A 19,094-nucleotide genomic window follows, 5' to 3' on the forward strand; every position below is an offset into this window, starting at 1 on the left:
GGGACGAGTCGGACGGTCGTCCGTCCTGCGCGCCGATTCACAGGCGGGCGGCGGCGTGTCCTGCCCCCGTCCGGGTGAGGGCCTTCCTACCCTCGATGAGGCCCGCGGCCCGCGGGCGGCCCCGGCGACGCCCGGGGGCAGGACGAGGCGAGGTCGGTCGTGATCCGGTTCGAGAACGTGACGAAGGTCTACGCGCGCGGTGCACGACCCGCGCTGGACCGGGTGTCCCTCGACGTCGAGCGCGGTGAGTTCGTCTTCCTCGTGGGTGCGTCGGGCTCCGGCAAGTCGACGTTCCTGCGTCTGGTGCTCCGTGAGGAGCGGGCGTCCGCAGGCCGGGTGTTCGTCGCGGGCAAGGAGCTCGGCACGCTGTCGAGTTGGAAGGTGCCGCACCTGCGCCGCCAGATCGGCGCGGTCTTCCAGGACTTCCGCCTGCTGCCCACGAAGACGGTCTTCGAGAACGTCGCGTTCGCGCTGCAGGTCATCGGCAAGCCGCGGCACCACATCCTCACGACGGTGCCGGACGTGCTGGACATGGTCGGCCTGGCCGGCAAGGAGAAGCGCCGCCCGCACGAGCTGTCGGGCGGTGAGCAGCAGCGTGTGGCGATCGCCCGCGCCTTCGTCAACCGGCCGGCGATCCTGCTGGCCGACGAGCCCACCGGCAACCTCGACCCGACGACGTCCCTGGGGATCATGCGCCTGCTCGACCGCATCAACCGCACCGGCACCACCGTGGTGATGGCGACCCACGACGACGAGATCGTCGACCAGATGCGCAAGCGCGTCATCGAGCTGAGCACGGGCGAGATGGTGCGCGACCAGTCGCGCGGCGTCTACGGCTCGGACCGCTGAGGGGATCGGACATGCGCGCCCAGTTCATCCTCTCCGAGATCGGCATCGGCCTGCGCCGCAACCTGTCGATGACGATCTCGGTCGTCCTCGTCACGTTCGTGTGCCTCACCTTCCTGGGCGCCGCGGCGCTGCTGCAGACGCAGATCGGGAAGATGAAGGACGACTGGTACGACAAGGTCGAGGTCTCGGTCTTCCTGTGCCCCACGGGCTCCACCGCGCCGACGTGCGCGGCCGGCGAGGTCACCGAGGAGCAGCGGGCCGAGGTGCTCGCCGCCCTCGACGCCCCCGAGGTCGCGGACTTCGTCCAGGAGATCTACCAGGAGTCCAAGCAGCAGGCGTACGAGGCGTTCCAGGAGCAGTTCCAGGACCAGTTCTGGGCGTCGGCCGTGACGGCTGACGACATGAACTCCTCGCTGCGCATCAAGCTGAGCGACCCCGAGCAGTACCAGGTGGTCGCCGACGTCGTGTCCGGCAGGCCGGGCGTCGAGTCCGTGCAGGACCAGCGCCGCCTGTTCGACAACCTCTTCCTGGTGCTGGACCGCGCCACGTGGGCCGCAGCCGGCCTGGCGGGGATCATGCTGCTCGCGGCGGTGCTGCTCATCACGACGACGATCCGCCTCTCGGCACTCAGCCGACGCCGGGAGACGGGCATCATGCGGCTCGTCGGGGCGTCGACCCTGTTCATCCAGCTCCCGTTCATGCTCGAGGGCGCGATCGCCGCCACCCTCGGCGCCGCCATGGCGATCGGCGGTCTGTGGCTGGGGGTCGAGTACCTCGTCACGGACTGGCTGGGCCAGTCGGTGCCGTGGATCCCGTACGTCGGGACGTCGGACGTGCTGGCGATCGCCCCGCTGCTGATCGTCGTCGCGTTCGTCCTCGCGGCGATCTCGTCCCTGGTCACCCTGAGCCGATACACGAAGGTATGACCATGCCCCGACCCGACCGCACCCCCTCCACCGGCGCCCGGCGGCGTCCGCTGCAGGCGGTCGTCGCGCTGCTGGCGGCCCTCGCGGTCGCGGCGCCGGCGTTCGTCGCCGCGGGCGGGCCGGCCGTGGCCGACGACCTGTCCAACAAGCGTGCCGCGGCCGAGCAGCGTGCCGAGGCGGCGGACCAGCGTGCCGCGGACCTCGCCGAGGCGATCGAGGAGCTCAGCGGCGAGCTGGCCGCCGCCCTGACCCGGCTCGCCGAGGTCGAGGCGCAGCTGCCCGCCGCCCAGGCCGCGCTCGACGCGGCCGTCGCCGCCGCCCAGGCCGCGCAGCGCGAGGCCGAGATCCTCGCCGCACGCCTGCAGGCCGCGCAGGACGAGGAGGCGGCGATCGTCGAGCAGATCGCTGTCGACGACGCCCGCGAGCAGGAGATCCGGGTCGCCATCGGCCAGATGGCGCGCGAGGCGTACAAGGGCGGGCGCGACGTCTCCGGGATGAGCGTCGTGCTCGACGCCGACAGCTCCCAGGACTTCGTCGAGAAGTACGGGATGGTCTCGACCGCCCTGCGTACGCAGACGCAGGTGCTCGACGAGCTCACCGAGCTGGCCGCCAGGAACAAGAACGCCCAGGCGCGGCAGGCGGCGGTCCGCGCGAAGGTGGACGAGCTCAAGGCAGCCGCCGACGTCAAGCTCGAGGAGGCCCGGCAGGCCCAGGCGCAGGCGGAGACGGCCAAGGCCGAGGTCGAGCGGCTGGTCGCCGAGCAGCAGCAGCGCAAGGCCGACATCGAGTCGCGCAGGTCCGAGGCGGAGGCGCAGGTCGCGGCCAACGACGCCGAGCGGGCGAAGGTCGCGAGCGAGCTCGCCGCGATCGTCGAGGCCCAGCGCGTGCAGCGCGAGCAGGAGGAGGCCGCGCGCCGTGCCGCCGCCCAGAACGGAAACGGCAACGGCAACGGCGGTGGCGGTGGTGGCGGGGGCGGTGGTGGCGGCAGCTCCCAGCCCGGAGGTGCCCGACCGGGTGCCCTGTTCGCCAACCCCACGGCGCACAACCCGATGGTGGTGACCTCGGAGTACGGCAACCGCCTGCACCCCGTGCTGGGCTACTGGCGGCTGCACGCGGGCATCGACCTGCGCGACCGGTGCGGCGAGCCCGTGTACGCCGCCCGGTCCGGCACCGTGCAGTGGGCCCGGTACCGCGGCGGGTACGGCAACCAGGTCATGGTCGACCACGGGTGGGTGAACGGCTCGTCGCTCATGTCGAGCTACAACCACCTGTCGTCGTTCAGCGTCGGTGCCGGTGCACGCGTCAGCGCGGGACAGGTCATCGGCTACGCGGGCAACACCGGCACGTCGGCCGCGTGCCACCTGCACTTCGAGGTGTACCTCAACGGGGGCACCGTGAACCCCTGGCCCTACCTGGGTCTGTGACGGCAGCGTCGCAATGACCTGGGAGCCGGCCGGGGACCGCCGGTAGGCTCGACCCCGCGGCAACCGCCGCGCCGCGCCCGAGGGGCGCCCCACCCGGCGGCCCCGTGCCGCCGACGAGCAGCAGGACGGAGGGCCGTGCCGTGGCGAAGGCGAAGGCCGACGGCCGCCAGATGGTCGCCGCCAACCGCAAGGCCCGGCACGACTACCTCATCCAGGACGTGCTCGAGGCCGGGCTCGTGCTGACGGGCACCGAGGTCAAGGCGCTGCGCGCCGGTCGGGCCTCGCTGGTCGACGGCTGGGGCGAGGTCGAGGGCGGCGAGGCCTGGCTGCACGGGGTGCACATCCCGGAGTACTCCCAGGGCACGTGGACCAACCACGCACCGCGGCGCAAGCGCAAGATGCTGCTGCACCGCGAGGAGATCGAGCGCCTGGAGGCGCGCACGCGCGAGAAGGGGCACACGATCGTGCCCCTCGCGCTGTACTTCCTCGACGGCCGGGCGAAGGTCGAGATCGCCCTGGCCGTCGGCAAGAAGGACTGGGACAAGCGACAGGCGCTGCGCGAGCGGCAGGACAACCTCGAGGCGCAGCGAGCGATCAGGGAGCGACGCGACCGGTGACGAACGCACGACCAGCCGGACCCGACCCTGTGCTCTCCCGTGCGGTACGACGGCTCGTCGTGCTGGCGCTCGTCGTGGTCGTCGCGCTCGGCGTCCTGCTGCTGGCGCCGCCCGTCGCGCTCGCCGCCGGCACGCCCGGCGACATGACCAGCGGCCGTGAGATCACGCGCTACGACGTCACGGCCGAGGCTGCCGTCGACGGGACGGTGGCCGTCGCGATCGACCTGGACTTCGACTACGGCGACGACCCGGGTCACGGCCCGTACCTGACCTTCCCCACGCGCGTGTCGTACGACGACGAGCAGGACCGCGTCTTCGAGTTCAGCGACGTGCGGGCCTCGAGCCCCACGGGCGCCCCGGCCGACGTGAACCGCGAGGACGAGACGTCCGCGATGATCCTGCGGATCGGGGACGAGGACGTCGACGACGTCTCCGGGGTCCAGACGTACCGGGTGGAGTTCACGGTCGAGGGCTGGATCAACCCCGCGAACGCGCAGCACTCGGGCGACGAGCTGTACTGGAACGTCATCGGCCCGGGCTGGGAGATCCCCCTGTCGGACCTGTCGGTCACCGTCACGGGGCCGGCCACCGTCGAGGGCGTCGCGTGCTTCGTCGGCCCCGAGGGGTCGACGACGCCGTGCGGTTCCGCCACGTCCGCGGGTGACTCCGCGACGTTCACGCAGGACGTCGTCCCGGTCGGTGACCAGCTCACCACGGTCACGGGGTGGCCGGGCGGCACGTTCCCCGGCGTGCAGCCGATCCTGCGCGACAAGCCGGACCCGCTGCTGCCGCTGCGTCCTGCGAGCGTGGGCGGTGCGATCGCCGCCGTGATCGTGCTGCTCGGCGGCGGGCTGGCGGTGAGCAAGGTCCGCCGGACCGGCCGGGACCGCGCGTACCTGGGCCTGACCCCGGGCCTGCGACCGGCCGCGGGCATGGAGGTGCCGACCGGGCACCGCGACCGCCGCACGCCCGTGAGCGTGGAGTTCCAGCCGCCCGAGGGGACGCGGCCGGGGGAGATCGGCACGCTCGTCGACGAGAAGGCCGACCCCGTGGATGTGACCGCCACGATCATCGACCTGGCCGTGCGCGGATGGTTGCGCATCGAGGAGGTGCCGCGCTCGAAGCCCGGGAAGAAGCCGAAGGACTGGACGCTCGTGCGACTGCGGTCCGGCACCGAGGGCCTGCTGCCGTTCGAGGCCACGCTGCTCGGCGACCTCTTCCGCACGGGTGACGAGGTCCGGCTCTCGGAGCTGCGGACGACCTTCGCGGCGTCGCTGGCCAAGGTGCAGGACATGCTGTACCAGCACGTGACCAGCGTGGGGTGGTTCCGCGCCAACCCGAAGAGCGTGCGCACCGCGTGGATCGTCGTGGGCGTCCTGCTCGCCGTGGTCGGCGGGCTCGGCCTCATGATCGGCATGGCGGTCGGTGTCGTGCCCGGTCTCGCGCTCGTCGGCGTCGCGCTGCTGCTGGTCGGCATCCTGGTCCTCGTGCTCAGCGGCTCGGCGCCCGCCCGCACGGCGGACGGCACCGCGGTGCTCGCCCAGGCGCTCGGCTTCCGCCGCTACCTGGCGACCGCCGAGGCGAACCAGATCCGGTTCGAGGAGGGGCAGGACATCTTCAGCCGGTACCTGCCCTACGCGATCGTCTTCGGCCTCGCGGACCGCTGGTCGCGCGTGTTCGCCGAGCTCGCGGCGCAGGGCGTGGTGGTCGCCGCCCCCACGTGGTACGTCGGCACGTACGCGTACGGCACAGGGTTCTGGGGCACCGGGTTCGTCGGTGCGATCGACAGGTTCGAGTCGATCACCACGGCGGCGATCAGCGCACCCACGCCCGGGACGTCGGGTGGCTCCGGGCTCGGCGGCGGTGGGTTCTCCGGCGGGGGCGTCGGCGGCGGGGGTGGCGGCGGCTGGTGAGCCGCCGGCCGCGTCCGGGCCGTGCGCTCAGGCTGCGGAGCCCTCGCCGGGTGACGCCGGCGCGGCCTCACCCGTCTGCCGCAGCGCGTTGCGGGCCACCACCTGCTGCCAGGTCGACGCGCGCTCGGCACGGCCGCGGCCGACGAACGAGACGGCCCAGTGCAGGAGCGTCGTCAGGCGGTTCTTGAACCCCACCAGGTACACCAGGTGGACGCCCAGCCACAGCGCCCACGCCGTGACGCCGGCCGTGCGCACGGGCCCCACCTGCGCAACGGCGAAGAACCGGGACACGGTCGACATGCTGCCCTTGTCCCGGTAGACGAACGGCTGCCCGGTCGGCTCGCCCTGCACCCGCCGGCGGATCTGGTCGGCCGCGTGCCGGCCGCTCTGGATGGCGACCTGCGCGACACCCGGCAGCCTGCCGTTGAGCATGAGGTCCCCGACGACGAACACCTCGGGGTGGCCCGGCAGCGAGCAGTCCGGCTCGACCGGGACACGCCCGGCGCGGTCCGTCTCGACCCCCGCACGGTCGGCGAGCACCCGCCCGATCGGTGCCCCGGCCACGCCGGCCGCCCAGACCTTGCAGGCGGACGGCACGGTCCGCCGGTGCCCGTCGCCGTTCTCGACCGTGACGGTCAGCTCGTCGACGTCCACGACCTTCCAGCCCGTCCAGACCTCGACACCGACGCGCACGAGCTCGGTCGCCGCGGCGGTGGACAGGCGCTCCGGGTACCCGGGCAGCACCTGGGGGAGGGGGTCGACGAGCAGCACGCGGGCACGCGTCGGGTCGATGCGGCGGAACTGGCCGCGCAGTACCCGGTGCGCCAGCTCGGCGACCTGCCCGGCCATCTCGACACCCGTCGGCCCGGCCCCGACGACGACGAACGTCAGCAGCCGGTCGACGGTGTCGTCGTCGCCCGAGAGCTCCGCCAGCTCGAAGGCGCCGAGGATCCGGGCACGGACCTCGAGCGCGTCGTCCAGGCTCTTCAGACCCGGGGCGTGCTCGGCGAACTGGTCGGCGCCGAAGTACGACTGACCGGCGCCCGCGGCCACCACGAGCGAGTCGAACCGGGTGCGGCGCAGGCCGAGGACGGACCGGTGGACGACCTCGCGGGCCTCCAGGTCCACGTCCTCGACGACCCCGAGCAGGACGCGCGCGTTGCGTTGACGCCGCAGCACGTCGCGGGTCGCGGGAGCGATCTCGCCCGAGGAGAGGATGCCGGTCGCGACCTGGTACAGCAGCGGCTGGAACAGGTGGTGGTTCACGCCGCTGACCACGGTGACGCGCACACCCGGCACGTCGGCCAGCGCGCGGGTCGCGAACAGCCCGCCGAACCCGGAGCCCACGACGACCACGTCGTGGGGGCGTCGCGTCGTCCTCATGCGAGACCTCCTGAGCCCGGGCCGGGCCGCGGGCTTCGCGGCGCGCCACCGGTCCCGACGGTACGGGCCCGGCACGGCACCCGCGCGGTGGGCGCGACACCTGTGGCTGCACGGCGACGGGACCGCGCTCACCGCGCGCGCGGGCGCCGCCGCGGGTAGACATCACCCCGGATCCGACGAGAGGGACGGTGGGCGTGACCGAGGACCGGGAGCTGGACGAGGCCGTGGGCCGGGTGCTGGGCGAGGGAACCGCGCTGCGGCAGGCGCAGCGCGACGCCCTCGCGGGGCTCGACACCCATGACACGGTGCTGGTGGCCCGCACGGGTGCGGGCAAGACCGCGGTGTACGCGATCGCGACCCTCGTCGCGGCGCGGCTCACCGTGGTGGTGTCGCCGTTGATCGCGCTGCAGCGCGACCAGGAGCGGGCCCTGCGGGAGTCCGGGCTGCGGGTGTCGTCCGTGAGCTCGGTGCGGACCGCCGCCCAGCAGCGCGACGCCCTGGCCGCGGCCGCGTCCGGCGACCTCGACGTGCTGCTCCTGGGGCCCGAGCAGCTCCAGCGCGAGGTGGTCCTCGAGGCGCTGACGGGCGCCGACGTGGGTCTCGTCGTCGTGGACGAGGCGCACTGCGTCGCCGAGTGGGGCCACGACTTCCGGCCCGACTACCTGCTGGTCGGTGCCGCGACGCGACGGCTCGGTGCACCGCGCATCCTGGCGCTGACGGCGACGGCGTCCACGCACGTGCGCGACGAGATCGTGCGGCTCCTGGGCATGCGGGAACCGCGCGTGCTGGTGCACGACGCCGACCGGCCCAACATCTGGCTGGGCGCGCGGCCGACCGCGACGGAGGACGAGCGGGACGCCGGCGTGGTCGCCGAGGTCGCCGCGGAGCCGGGTCCGGTGATCGTCTACGCCCGGACCCGGGCGCACTGCGAGCGGCTGGCCGAGCGGCTCGCGGACGTGCGGCCCGCGCTGGTCTACCACGCGGGTCTGCCGGCGGCGGAGCGGGCCGCCACGCAGGACGCCTTCCTGGCCGGCCGGCACGACGTCGTCGTCGCGACGTCCGCGTTCGGCATGGGGATCGACCGCGCCGACGTGCGCCTCGTCGTGCACGCGGGGCCGCCCGCCACGCTCGACCAGTACTACCAGGAGGTCGGGCGGGCCGGCCGGGACGGTGAGCCTGCCCGGGGCCTGGTGCTGCACCGTGCCGAGGACCACGCACTGGCCCGGTACCAGCGCGGTGGCGGCGGCCCGCGTCCCGGCACGCTGGCGAAGGTGCTGACCGCGCTGGCGGAGGGCCCCGTGGGCCAGCAGGTGCTCGCGGAGCGCGCGGGGCTCGCACGTCGCACCGTCGTCCGTGCCCTCGCGACGCTCGAGCAGGTCGGGGCGGTCCGGCACGACGACGGGCGCGTGTCGCTGGTCGCCGACGCCGACCCGCGCACCGTCCTGGAGCAGGTGCACGAGCAGGGTGAGCGGCGCGCCCGGCTGGAGGCGTCGCGGGTCGAGCTCGTCCGGTCCTACACCGACACGACCGACTGCCGGCGCCGCCTGCTGCTGGAGCTGCTGGGGGAGGAGCGCACCGAGCCGTGCGGCCGCTGCGACAGCTGTGACGCGGGCACGTCCCTGGCCGTCGCCGAGGGGGCCGTCCGCCCCGGGCAGGAGGTGCGGCACCGGGAGTTCGGGGCCGGCACGGTGAGCGTCGTGGAGCCCGAGCGGGTCACGGTCCTGTTCGAGGAGCGGGGCTACGTCACCCTGGACACGCAGATCGCCCTGGACGCCGAGCTGCTCGCGCTGGTCGACGGCTGAGACCCGCGCAGCGCGCGACGGAGGCGATCCGTGCGGCTCCTGCGGTTGCCGGGTCGCCGCACGTCCCGCACCGTGGGACGACGGCACGACAGGAGGAGCGGCATGAGTACACCGACGAGCCCCGACCCCGACCCGGCCACCACGCCCGGCCTGGAGCCGGGCGGCTCCGTGGCTCCCGGTGACACACCGCCGGGGGAGTCGTCGACGTCCGGTGCGTCCGACCACCAGCCCGCGACCGGGTCGCGGGGCGCCAACTGGGCGGCCTACGTGATCATCGGCGTCGTCGTGGCATTCGCCGTGCTGTTCTTCGTCGGGTACGCGATCGGCCTGGCGGACTGACGGAGCACGGACCTGGGGCCCAGGTGGCCGCGGGTGCCGCGCCCTAGCCTGCCGGGATGAGCGCCTCCACCCCGGCCTCGTCCCCGGCGCCGGTCCGCGACGTGCGCCCTGCGCGCCCCCGCCGCCGACGGCCCGGTCCGGGCTGGGTGCCGCGCCAGCACGGTGCGTGGGCGATGCTCGTCGTCCCGCCGGTCGTCGGCGGGGTCCTCGGCGGGTGGTCGTGGCGGCACGTGCTGCTGCTGGTCGCCTGGCTGGTCGGGTACCTCGCGTACCACGCCGCCGGGCTGTGGCTGAGGTCGGGGCGCAAGGTCCGCTACCGGGCGCCGGTCGCGGTGTACGGCGCCGCCGGTCTGATGCTGCTCGGGGTCCTGCTCGGCGTCGCGCCGCACCTGCTGCTGTGGGCGCCGGCGTTCGCCCCGCTGCTCGGCGTGAGCCTCTACGCCTCGCTGCGCCGCGCCGACCGCTCGTGGTGGAACGACACCGTCACCGTGCTCGCGGCCGCGCTGCTCACGCCGGTGGCCGCGGGCCTGGGTACCGGCGACCCGCGGTCCGGTGCCGTGTGGACCGCCACCGTGGTGCTGGCCGTGTACTTCCTCGGGACCGTGCCGTACGTGAAGTCGCTGATCCGTGAGCGGGACGACCCGCGGGTCCTGCGGGGTTCCGTGGTCTACCACGTGGTGGCCGCCGCGGCGGGGGCACTGGTGCATCCGCTGCTCGGGTTCGTGGGCGCGCTGCTGGCGCTGCGTGCCTGGCTGGTGCCGCACCGGTGGCCGCAGGTGCGGCCGGCGGTGATCGGTGCGGGGGAGGTCGTCGCGACCCTCGCCGTGACGGCGGCCGTGCTGCTCGCCGTGTGAGCGACGCCGTACCGGGATCTCAGGGGCCGAGGACGTCGGCCAGGTCGTACCGGACCGGCTCGTCGAGCTGGGCGTAGGTGCACGAGCGGGGCTCACGGTCCGGCCGCCACCGGCGGAACTGCGCGGTGTGGCGGAAGCGGTCGCCCTCCATGTGGTCGTACGCGACCTCCACGACCAGCTCGGGGCGCAGCGGGACGAACGACAGGTCCTTGCCCGCGCTCCAGCGGCTCACCGCACCGGGCATGCGTCGGTCGGCGTGCGCGGCCTGGTCCGCCCAGGCGCCCCACGGGTGGTCGGCCAGGTCGACGTCCCGGTAGGGCGCGAGGTCGTCGAGCAGGGTGCGCCGGCGGGCCATCGGGAACGACGCGCTGACACCGACGTGCTGCAGGTGGCCCTCGTCGTTCCACAGGCCCAGCAGCAGCGAGCCGACCACGTCGCCGGACTTGTGCCACCGGAAGCCGGCGACGACGCAGTCGGCCGTGCGCTCGTGCTTGATCTTGAACATCGCCCGCTTGTCCTGCTGGTACGGCGCGCCCAGCGGCTTGGCGACGACGCCGTCGAGGCCGGCCCCCTCGAACTGCCGGAACCACGCCTGGGCCTCGGCCATGTCGGAGGTGGCGCGCGTGACGTGGACCGGGGGACGGGCGCCGGCGAGCGCGTCGACCAGGAGCGCACGGCGCTCCGAGAACGGCCGGTGCGTGAGGTCCTCGTCGCCGAGGGCCAGCAGGTCGAACGCGACGAACGACGTGGGTGTCTGCTCCGCCAGGAGCTTCACCCGGCTGGCCGCCGGGTGGATGCGCTGTTGCAGGGCGTCGAAGTCGAGGCGGTCGCCGGAGACCAGGACGATCTCGCCGTCGACGACGCACCGCTCCGGCAGGTTCGCCTTCAGCGACTCGACCAGCTCGGGGAAGTAACGGGTCATCGGCTTCTCGTTGCGGCTGCCGAGCTCCACGTCGTCACCGTCGCGGAACACGATCGTGCGGAAGCCGTCCCACTTCGGCTCGACGTGCCCGGTGTCGGGGATCTCCTTGACCGACTTCGCGAGCATCGGCGCGACGGGCGGCATCACCGGCAGGTCCATGAGGCCATCGTGGAGGACGGCACCGACATGTGCACCGGGGCGCGCGATCCGGAGGACGGGCACGCCCGGCCCCGGCGCGCGCCGCCGCGCATGCCGCCCTACGGTGGGACGCCACGACCACGGAGGTGGACAGCCATGGGATACCTGGGCAGAGCGATGAAGAGCGGACTCGCGCTGAAGGCGGCACAGATCGCCCGGCGCGAGATGGCGAAGCCGGAGAACCAGCGCAGGGCCAAGGAGCTCCTGGCGAAGGTCACGCGTCGAGGCGGCCCGGCCGGACGGCCCGGGGCGCGCTGACCACGTCCCCGTCGCCGGCGTCCCACCGGTGCGCCGTCCGGTCCACAGGTGGGTCCTAGGTCGATCTCAGCACGTTCCAGGATCAGGGAGGTGTCCTGTCATGCAGCAGGCGCCGTCGGGGCGCCGACGGAAGGAGCAGCAGCATGGAGGACACGACGAGGAACCGCCCGGCCGACGCCGCGGCGACCCCGGAGACCACGACGCCGGCGCAGCCCGCGGCCGCTCAGCCGGTCGCACCCGTGACGGACCCGGTGCCGGGCGGGACGCCCGTCGAGCCCGCGTCGGAGAAGGGCAAGGGCAAGGGCCGCAGCCTGAGCGTGCTGGCGACGTCGCTGATCGGTGGCGGCGCCCTGGTCCTCGGCCTGGTCATCGGCGGCGGCACCGTGGCGCTGGCCATGCACGACGACCGCGGCGACGACCGCGGGATGCACCAGGAGTGGCAGGGCGAGCGTTTCGGCGGGGGCGAGCGAGGCGGCTTCGACGGGCAGCGGCCCGGTGGGCGCGGCGAGCACGGTGACCGTGGTGACCGCGGCGCGGGTCCGTCGGCGCAGGACGGCGACGCGTCGGAGGGTCGGTCGCAGGTCCGTCCGGACGAGGACGCGGGCTCGACCGACGAGCGCCCGGGTCGTTCGCCGCGCGACCGCTCGGACGCCCCGCAGGACGAGTCGTCCGACGCTCCGTCGCAGGACGCGACGCCGGAGCAGGACCCGGCCGGCCAGGCGTGACGTGGGCCGCGCACGGCACCGGGCCGCACCGTGGGGTGCGCTGTCCGGTGCCGTCGGCCCGCGCCGGCGCAGGCGGGAATGACCATGACACCGGCGGACGTTGTGACGTACGCTGGTCCACGCCTGCCGCCCCACCAGGGCGGACGGCGATCTTGACAAGTGCATACACCCATGGGGGTGATCGGTTTCGACGGTGATCGTCGAGCCAGGTGAAGCGGGTCGAGGATGCACGGTTATCTCGTAAACGCTCCGTGCAACTCATAGGTGCCGATTCCAAGCGCACCGACTTCGCCCTCGCCGCCTGAGCGAGGCTTCGAAGTCCGTCGGCCTAGACATGCTCTCGATCTAGTTCCCGGCGTCATCTAGAGAGCCACTGCTGTCCGTCCTCGTCGGTGGGGCGGGCGGGACTCTCAGCCGACTGAGCCCGTCCACGTCTTGTCCGCGTGATCGTGGGGGCTGAGAAAATCTACTGCGGACTGCACCCGGAGAAGCCCTGGTCCCACGTCATCGGACGCGGGTTCGATTCCCGCCACCTCCACGTCGAGGTCTTCGTCGAACGCGAAGGCACTCTTCGCCGATTGCATCGAGGCCCGTCCCCGTCTGGGGGCGGGCCTCGAGCGTTCTCTGCTCAGTCCTGCGGCGGCTCGTCGTCGACTTCGGCGTCGTCGTGCGTGGCCCGCGCGCTCACGATGCCGAACGGCGCGTGAGCCACGTGCACGTCAGGTGACGGCGGTCGCCCGCCGGTCCGCTACGTTCGCCCGGTGCCGACACACGACCGCCGCGTCCGTCCCCGCCGATGACCACCGCCACCGTCGTCGGTGGTGGACCGGCCGGCCTGATCGCCGCCGAGGTGCTGGCGCGCGCCGGCGTCGACGTCGTGGTGCACGACCGGATGCCGTCGGTGGGGCGCAAGTTCCTGCTGGCCGGGCACGGCGGCCTGAACATCACGCACACCGAGGGGCGTGACGCCTTCGTCGCCCGGTACGGCGCGGCCGCAGACCGGTTGCGGCCGATGCTCGACGTGTTCGGCCCGGGGGACCTGCGTGCGTGGTGCGCGGGCCTGGGGGAGGAGACCGTCGTCGGGTCGAGCGGTCGGGTCTTCCCTCGCTCGTTCCGGGCGACGCCCCTGATGCGGGCGTGGCTCGCGCGGCTGGCGGAGCTCGGCGTACGGATCGAGAAGCGGCGGCGGTGGGTCGGTTGGTCGCCGGACGGGGCGTCACGGTTCACCGGGGCGGACGGGACGACGTCCGAGGTGGGCGCGGACGTGACGGTCTTCGCACTCGGGGGTGCGTCCTGGCCGCGGCTGGGGGCCGACGGCGACTGGGTCGGGCCCTTCACGGAGCGCGGGATCGAGGTGACGCCGCTGCGGGCGGCCAACGTCGGGGTCCGCGTCGCATGGACCGAGGTGTTCGCGCAGCGGTTCGCCGGGACGCCGCTGAAGAACGTCGCGCTGACGGTCCGCGGACGTCCCGGAGTGCGGGTGCGCGGCGACGCGATGCTCACGAGCACCGGTCTCGAGGGGGGACCGGTCTACGCGCTCGGTGCCGCGATCCGGGAGGTCCTCGACGCGCAGGGCCGCTGCGTCGTGGAGGTCGACCTGCGTCCGGACCTCACCGTGGCGCAGCTCGACGAGCGGCTGCAGCGACGCCGGCCGAAGGACTCGGGGTCGAGCTGGTTGCGTCGCACGGTCGGCCTCGACCCCGCCGGCATCGGCCTGCTCCGCGAGGCCCGTGCCGGAGCGCTGCCGTCCTCCGGCATGGCGGAACGGCTCAAGGCGGTGCCGGTCGTGGTGACGGACACGATGCCGATGGGCAAGGCGATCTCGACCGCGGGCGGCATCGCGTGGTCGCAGGTCGACGGGTCGCTCATGCTGCGCGCGCTGCCGGGCACGTTCGTCGCCGGCGAGATGCTCGACTGGGAGGCGCCCACCGGCGGCTACCTGCTGCAGGCGTCGTTCAGCACGGGGGTCGTCGCGGCGCACGGCGCCCTGGCGCGGCTCGGGGGCGCGCCCGTGGGGCACGGCGCCGGGGGTGCCGCGCACGTCTGACCCCGGCCGTCCCGCGGACCCGGTGAGGCGTGTCCACGATCGAGCAGGTCCCACGGCCGCGCGCCCCCGCGCTCACCGGCTCGTCGTCGCGTCCCACGCGAACGACGCGAGCCAGTGCGTCGCGACGAAGTCCTCGTTGTCCAGGGAGGCGAGCCCGGCGGCGAGCAGGCGGTCGCCGGCGTCGCGCAGCGACGGGTCGTCCAGGGCGCGGGCGAGGCGGAAGAGCGCGCCCGCGCGCGAGAGGTTGAGGCCGTCGAGGTGGACGGCGTGGCCGTCGGTGGGGTCGACGACGCGTGCGGGTGACGTGGCCTCGCCCGGCCGGGGCAGGAACGCCGTGAACCAGGGGCGCAGCTCGTCCGCGGGCAGCACACGGGCCATGAGGTCCGCCTCCGCCAGGCCGGGGGACAGGAAGTCGTGCCCGCTGCGCTCCCAGCGGGCGGGCCAGTCCCGGTCGGTGCCGTACAGCCGGCGCGCGTGCGTCCGCAGGGCCCGGGCCGCGGCGGTGCGGCCCAGGTCGTCGGCGGCCGTGAGCAGCAGCGCCAGGCCGAACGCGGTGTTGCTGTGCACGCCGTGGCGCACCGGGTGCTCGATGCGGGCGAGCCAGGGAACGGCGAGGTCCAGCACCGTGTCCGCCAGCGGCGCGGTCGCGTCGGCCCAGCGTGCGGCGTCCTCGTCGCCCGCGTCGGCCGCGGCGCGGCAGGACGCCGCGAGGCGCGCCGCCCACGCCCAGCCGTAGGGCCGCTCGAAGGCGGGGTGCGCCCGCAGGTACGCGACCTCGCCCCCGACGCGCTCGGCGGTGAGGTTCGCGTCGATCCGGGCCCGTAGGACCGTGTCCTCGTGACCGGTGCGCAGCACCTCGACCCCCAGCCAGTGCATGTGCACGCAGGAGTGCCAGTCGAAGGACGTGTGGAAGGCCGGGTACAGGTCGGCGGGCGGGCGCACGTCGTCCGGTCCGGTGGCCAGGTGCACCAGGTGGTACGGCCACGGCGTCGCGAGGTTCGTCGCGACGACGGACGCGTAGCGGGTGATCGGCAGCGGGCTCGTCTCGGTCACCGACCCAGCCTCCCGCACGACGCGGCGGCCTCGACCCCGCGTCGCCCGGCGCGCACCGTCCCCGCGCGCGGGACGCGGACGCCGCGCGGGTGAAACGCTTCGACGGTCCCGTCGGCCTTGTGGTCGCCCTGACCCGGCGGGAGCATGACGACACAGCCCCCGACGACACCGGTGTCGTCCATGGCGGGTTGTGAACGATCACACCGCGCTCCGGCGCGTCCGCCGCCCTCCTGCCCGAGGAGCCCCGATGCGTGTCACCCCTGCCCCGACGTCGCGGCGCCCGCGGGCCGCCGCAGCCCTCCTCGCGGCGCTCGCGACCGTCTGCGCGTCCCTCGTCGCCCTGCCCGCAGCCGCCGCCGTGGACGCCGGGACCGCGTACGTCCTGGTCAACCGCAACAGCGGCAAGGCGCTCGACGTCTACAACTTCGCCACCACCGACGGCGCCCGCCTGACCCAGTGGACCCGTGGCACCGGCACGAACCAGCAGTGGCGCTTCATCGACGCCGGCGACGGCTACCACCGCGTGAGCTCCGTGCTGTCGGGCAAGGTCCTGGACGTCCAGGGCTGGTCCACCGCCGACGGCGCCCGCGTGGTGCAGTACGCCGACCACGGGGGAGCGAACCAGCAGTGGCGGGTGCAGGACACCGGGACCGGGTACGTGACGCTGGTCAACCGGAACTCCGGCAAGGCGCTGGAGGTGCAGAACGCGGCGACGGGGGACAACGCCGAGATCGTCCAGTACAACAGCTGGGGCGGCACCAACCAGCAGTGGCAGGCGGTGCCCGTCGGCGCCACGCCGACAGCGACCCCGAGCACCACCCCGGCCCCGACCCCGAGCCCGACGAGGACACCACCCCCCGTGACCGGCACCTTCACCAACCCGGTCGTCTGGCAGGACTTCGCCGACGGCGACATCATCCGCGTGGGCGACGCGTACTACTACTCCGCCTCGACCATGCACTACTCCCCGGGAGCCCCGGTCCTGCGCTCGTACGACCTCGTGAACTGGGAGTACGCAGGGCACTCCGTGCCACGGCTCGACTTCGACGACGCGAAGTACGACCTCACCGGCGGCAACCGGTACGTCAAGGGCATCTGGGCGTCGACCCTCGGTTACCGCAGGAGCAACAGCACCTACTACTGGTACGGCTGCACGGAGTTCAACCGCACGTACGTCTACACGGCCTCGGCCGTCGACGGCACGTGGACCAAGAAGGCCCGGATGAACCAGTGCTACTACGACGCCGGCCTGCTCGTCGACGACGACGACACCATGTACATCGCGTACGGCAACGGCACCATCAGCGTCGCGCAGCTCAACGCCGACGGGACCCAGCAGGTGCGGGCGCAGCAGGTGTACCAGACGCCGTCCGACATCGGGACGCTCGAGGGCGCCCGGTTCTACAAGAAGGACGGCTACTACTACATCTGGCTGACGCGGCCCGCGAACGGCCAGTACGTGCTGCGCTCCCGGTCGCCGTGGGGCCCGTACGAGCAGCGCCGGGTGCTGCTCGACCTGCCCGGCCCGATCAGCGGCGGCGGCGTCCCGCACCAGGGCGGCATCGTGCAGACGCAGGCCGGCGACTGGTGGTACATGGCGTTCACCGACGCGTACCCCGGCGGTCGCATGCCGACCCTCGCGCCGCTCACCTGGACCGACGGGTGGCCGAGCGTCCAGACCGTCGACGGGCGCTGGGGTGCGACGTACCCGCGACCCGCGATCAGCACGACGCGCACGGTCGCGCCGATGACCGGGCGGGACACGTTCACCGGCAGCACGCTGGGGCACCGGTGGGAGTGGAACCACAACCCCGACACCAGCCGGTTCTCGGTCGGCGACGGGCTGCGGCTGCAGACGGCCACGGTCACCAACGACCTGTACGCGGCGCGCAACACCCTGACCCACCGGATCCAGGGGCCGTCGTCCACCGCCACCATCGAGCTCGACCACTCGCAGATGCGCGTCGGCGACCGGGCCGGGCTGGCGATGCTGCGGCAGTCGTCGGCGTGGATCGGCGTGGTGCGCGACGCCGACGGCAGCTCCCGGGTCGTCATGACCGACGGGCTCGCGATGAGCTCGTCCTGGGCCACGACCAGCACGGGGACCGAGCGGGCGAGCGCGAGCGTGCCCGCGGGACGGATCTGGCTGCGGGCGTCGGCGGACATCCGGCCGGGGTCGGGCCGCCAGGCCACGTTCTCCTACAGCACCGACGGCAGCACCTTCCGGACGCTGGGCCCGGCGTTCACCCTGAACAACGACTGGCAGTTCTTCATGGGCTACCGGTTCGGCATCTTCAACCACGCCACGACGGCGCTCGGCGGGGCGGTGACGGTCCGCAGCTTCGACCTCACCACGCCCTGACGGCGCGACGGCGCGACGTCAGCACCGCCCCCGCGCGACGGGGGCGGTGCTCGTCCGGGCCCGCTCGTCAGCCGGGCCCGCTCGTCCGTCAGCGCCGCCGCTGCCGCCACGCGCGCCAGGCGCCCGTGGACCACAGCGCCCACAGGACGAGCACGCCCTGGAACGGCAGGCGCGCCAGCCGCTTGGCGTCCGTGTCCAGGCCGAAGCCGTCGTTGCGCTCGACGTACTGCGCGACGTTGCCGGGGAAGACGGCGACGAAGAACGCCGCGGCGGTGGCACCCACCCACGGGCGGTAGCGCCGCGGCGCCACCACCAGGGCCGTGCCCAGGGCGATCTCGACGACGCCGGAGCCCACGACGACCAGGTCGGTGTCCAGCGGCACCCAGGACGGAACCTGGGCCACGAACTCCTCCCGGGCGAACGTCAGGTGGCCCGTGCCGGCGAAGGCGAGGAACCCGCCCAGCGCGACCCGGCCGATCGTGCGCGCGAGCCCGTCGCCGGCGCGGGTGGTCGGGGTGCGGTGCGTCGTCACGGGGGTCCTCCTCGGCCGGTGGGACCTCCGAGGCTAGGACGCCGGGAGCCGGGGCGCGCGACCGGGGCCCGACCTCAGCAGGCGAGGAAGCCGCCGTCGACCGCGACGACGTTGCCGGTCACGTACCTCGCCTCGTCCGAGAACAGCCACGCGACCGCGTCCGCGACCTCACCGGTGGTGCCGGCGCGACCCATCGGCAGCAGCGGCTCCCAGGCGTCGGTGCCGTCGGGGTGCAGCCCTGCGCCGGGGAAGAGCCCGGTGTCGATGGGCCCCGGGGCGACGCCGTTGACGCGGATGCCCCGGCCGGCCAGCTCCACCGCCGCGCACCGGGTCAGGGCGAGGGCGGCGGCCTTGGACGCCGCGTAGGGGGCGACGCCGTGGAACACGGTCCGCACGGAGTGCACCGAGAGGTTGTTGACGATGGACCCGCCGCCCGTGCGCGTCATGTGGCGGATCTCCGCACGCATGCACAGCCACAGGGCGCGGGTGTTGACCGCGAAGGCCCGGTCGAAGTCCTCGGTCGTCGCGTCGGCGACGGTCCCGGGCCCGGTCACGCCGGCGTTGTTGAACGCGTGGTCGAGCCGGCCCCACACGGCGGTGGCCTCGTCGATGGCGCGCTCGAGGTCGTCGTCGTCGCACAGGTCGGTCGTGACGAGCGCTGCCTCGCCGCCGGACGCCCGGATGCGGTCGACGACACCGGTGCCGCGCGTCACGTCACGGCCGAGGACGACCACCCGCAGCCCGCGCCAGGCCAGCTCGAGGGCCGTCGCGGCGCCGATGCCCGAGGTGGCGCCGGTGACGAGCGCGACCCGTCGGGCCCCGGTGTGCCCCGGAGGGTGGGGACGGGTGGGTGCGGGCGCGGCGGTGCGGTCCATCGGTGGTTCCCCCTG

17 protein-coding genes and 1 other RNA gene are annotated in these 19,094 nt (G+C 74.0%); 13 read left to right on the plus strand and 5 right to left on the minus strand.

Going from position 1 to position 19,094, the window contains the following annotated elements:
• Positions 1-159: 159 nt before the first annotated feature.
• From ftsE to KG103_RS06400, 5 genes are all read left to right on the plus strand, one after another.
• On the plus strand, positions 160-849 hold the full coding sequence (gene ftsE, locus KG103_RS06380; RefSeq protein ID WP_089801348.1) for a cell division ATP-binding protein FtsE: 690 nt from the start codon (positions 160-162) through the stop codon (positions 847-849).
• Positions 850-860: 11 nt separating this feature from the next.
• A complete protein-coding gene (gene ftsX / locus KG103_RS06385; RefSeq protein ID WP_207340708.1) occupies positions 861-1,775 on the plus strand; it encodes a permease-like cell division protein FtsX in 915 nt (304 codons plus the stop codon).
• A gap of 2 nt (positions 1,776-1,777) precedes the next feature.
• A complete protein-coding gene (locus tag KG103_RS06390; RefSeq protein ID WP_243656366.1) occupies positions 1,778-3,199 on the plus strand; it encodes a M23 family metallopeptidase in 1,422 nt (473 codons plus the stop codon).
• Between the two features lie 140 nt (positions 3,200-3,339).
• Positions 3,340-3,816, plus strand: a complete 477-nt coding sequence (gene smpB, locus KG103_RS06395; RefSeq protein ID WP_089801352.1) for an SsrA-binding protein SmpB — start codon at positions 3,340-3,342, stop codon at positions 3,814-3,816.
• A 29-nt stretch (positions 3,817-3,845) separates the two neighbouring features.
• Positions 3,846-5,729 carry a DUF2207 domain-containing protein gene (locus KG103_RS06400; RefSeq protein ID WP_249670824.1) on the plus strand — a complete coding sequence of 628 codons (1,884 nt, stop codon included), beginning with the start codon at positions 3,846-3,848 and terminating at the stop codon, positions 5,727-5,729.
• 27 nt (positions 5,730-5,756) lie between these two features.
• On the opposite strand, the gene KG103_RS06405 is transcribed toward KG103_RS06400, so the two are convergent.
• Positions 5,757-7,112: an NAD(P)/FAD-dependent oxidoreductase gene (locus KG103_RS06405; protein ID WP_207340706.1), complete on the minus strand. Its 1,356-nt coding sequence runs from the start codon at positions 7,110-7,112 to the stop codon at positions 5,757-5,759.
• Positions 7,113-7,306: 194 nt separating this feature from the next.
• On the opposite strand from KG103_RS06405, the gene KG103_RS06410 reads away from it, so the two are divergent.
• From KG103_RS06410 to KG103_RS06420, 3 genes are all read left to right on the plus strand, one after another.
• Positions 7,307-8,914: a RecQ family ATP-dependent DNA helicase gene (locus KG103_RS06410; protein ID WP_264758261.1), complete on the plus strand. Its 1,608-nt coding sequence runs from the start codon at positions 7,307-7,309 to the stop codon at positions 8,912-8,914.
• Positions 8,915-9,016: 102 nt separating this feature from the next.
• Positions 9,017-9,253, plus strand: coding sequence for a DUF6480 family protein (locus tag KG103_RS06415; RefSeq protein ID WP_207340704.1), 237 nt, complete (start codon positions 9,017-9,019; stop codon positions 9,251-9,253).
• Between the two features lie 56 nt (positions 9,254-9,309).
• Positions 9,310-10,107, plus strand: coding sequence for a YwiC-like family protein (locus KG103_RS06420; RefSeq protein WP_207340703.1), 798 nt, complete (start codon positions 9,310-9,312; stop codon positions 10,105-10,107).
• 19 nt (positions 10,108-10,126) lie between these two features.
• On the opposite strand, the gene KG103_RS06425 is transcribed toward KG103_RS06420, so the two are convergent.
• The gene (locus KG103_RS06425) at positions 10,127-11,188 is read right to left on the minus strand and encodes an ATP-dependent DNA ligase (RefSeq protein ID WP_207340702.1); all 1,062 of its coding nucleotides are present in this window, start codon (positions 11,186-11,188) and stop codon (positions 10,127-10,129) included.
• Between the two features lie 156 nt (positions 11,189-11,344).
• Here KG103_RS06425 and KG103_RS06430 point away from each other — a divergent pair, with 156 nt between their 5' ends.
• From KG103_RS06430 to KG103_RS06445, 4 genes are all read left to right on the plus strand, one after another.
• Positions 11,345-11,485 (plus strand): hypothetical protein, encoded by a 141-nt coding sequence (locus KG103_RS06430; RefSeq protein WP_207340701.1) that lies wholly within the window; start codon positions 11,345-11,347, stop codon positions 11,483-11,485.
• A gap of 143 nt (positions 11,486-11,628) precedes the next feature.
• Complete coding sequence (locus tag KG103_RS06435) at positions 11,629-12,210, plus strand: hypothetical protein (RefSeq protein WP_207340700.1); 582 nt, start codon at positions 11,629-11,631, stop codon at positions 12,208-12,210.
• A gap of 173 nt (positions 12,211-12,383) precedes the next feature.
• Positions 12,384-12,751: a transfer-messenger RNA gene (ssrA, locus tag KG103_RS06440) on the plus strand.
• 255 nt (positions 12,752-13,006) lie between these two features.
• Entirely contained in the window at positions 13,007-14,257 is a 1,251-nt protein-coding gene (locus KG103_RS06445; protein WP_207340699.1) for a BaiN/RdsA family NAD(P)/FAD-dependent oxidoreductase, read from the plus strand.
• Positions 14,258-14,329: 72 nt separating this feature from the next.
• On the opposite strand, the gene KG103_RS06450 is transcribed toward KG103_RS06445, so the two are convergent.
• Positions 14,330-15,310 (minus strand): DUF2891 family protein, encoded by a 981-nt coding sequence (locus KG103_RS06450; protein WP_207340698.1) that lies wholly within the window; start codon positions 15,308-15,310, stop codon positions 14,330-14,332.
• A 247-nt stretch (positions 15,311-15,557) separates the two neighbouring features.
• Here KG103_RS06450 and KG103_RS06455 point away from each other — a divergent pair, with 247 nt between their 5' ends.
• Positions 15,558-17,672, plus strand: coding sequence for a family 43 glycosylhydrolase (locus KG103_RS06455; RefSeq protein WP_207340697.1), 2,115 nt, complete (start codon positions 15,558-15,560; stop codon positions 17,670-17,672).
• Between the two features lie 88 nt (positions 17,673-17,760).
• Here the strand turns inward: KG103_RS06455 and KG103_RS06460 are convergent, their stop codons facing one another.
• Together KG103_RS06460 and KG103_RS06465 are read right to left on the minus strand one after the other, a co-directional pair.
• Positions 17,761-18,204: a DoxX family protein gene (locus KG103_RS06460; protein ID WP_207340696.1), complete on the minus strand. Its 444-nt coding sequence runs from the start codon at positions 18,202-18,204 to the stop codon at positions 17,761-17,763.
• 74 nt (positions 18,205-18,278) lie between these two features.
• Positions 18,279-19,079: an SDR family NAD(P)-dependent oxidoreductase gene (locus KG103_RS06465; RefSeq protein WP_207340695.1), complete on the minus strand. Its 801-nt coding sequence runs from the start codon at positions 19,077-19,079 to the stop codon at positions 18,279-18,281.
• Positions 19,080-19,094 lie beyond the last annotated feature (15 nt).

Origin of the sequence: Cellulomonas wangleii (genome assembly GCF_018388445.1) — a bacterium.
Lineage (GTDB): Bacteria > Actinomycetota > Actinomycetes > Actinomycetales > Cellulomonadaceae > Cellulomonas > Cellulomonas wangleii.

Excerpts from the sequence above, each read along its gene's own strand:
- KG103_RS06390 (WP_243656366.1), top strand. The coding sequence starts at position 1,778 with ATGCCCCGACCCGACCGCACCCCCTCCACCGGCGCCCGGCGGCGTCCG.
- KG103_RS06415 (WP_207340704.1), top strand. The coding sequence starts at position 9,017 with ATGAGTACACCGACGAGCCCCGACCCCGACCCGGCCACCACGCCCGGC.
- KG103_RS06465 (WP_207340695.1), bottom strand. The coding sequence starts at position 19,079 with ATGGACCGCACCGCCGCGCCCGCACCCACCCGTCCCCACCCTCCGGGG.
- KG103_RS06420 (WP_207340703.1), top strand. The coding sequence starts at position 9,310 with ATGAGCGCCTCCACCCCGGCCTCGTCCCCGGCGCCGGTCCGCGACGTG.
- ftsX (WP_207340708.1), top strand. The coding sequence starts at position 861 with ATGCGCGCCCAGTTCATCCTCTCCGAGATCGGCATCGGCCTGCGCCGC.
- KG103_RS06455 (WP_207340697.1), top strand. The coding sequence starts at position 15,558 with ATGCGTGTCACCCCTGCCCCGACGTCGCGGCGCCCGCGGGCCGCCGCA.
- KG103_RS06430 (WP_207340701.1), top strand. The coding sequence starts at position 11,345 with ATGAAGAGCGGACTCGCGCTGAAGGCGGCACAGATCGCCCGGCGCGAG.
- KG103_RS06435 (WP_207340700.1), top strand. The coding sequence starts at position 11,629 with ATGGAGGACACGACGAGGAACCGCCCGGCCGACGCCGCGGCGACCCCG.
- KG103_RS06445 (WP_207340699.1), top strand. The coding sequence starts at position 13,007 with ATGACCACCGCCACCGTCGTCGGTGGTGGACCGGCCGGCCTGATCGCC.
- KG103_RS06405 (WP_207340706.1), bottom strand. The coding sequence starts at position 7,112 with ATGAGGACGACGCGACGCCCCCACGACGTGGTCGTCGTGGGCTCCGGG.
- KG103_RS06425 (WP_207340702.1), bottom strand. The coding sequence starts at position 11,188 with ATGGACCTGCCGGTGATGCCGCCCGTCGCGCCGATGCTCGCGAAGTCG.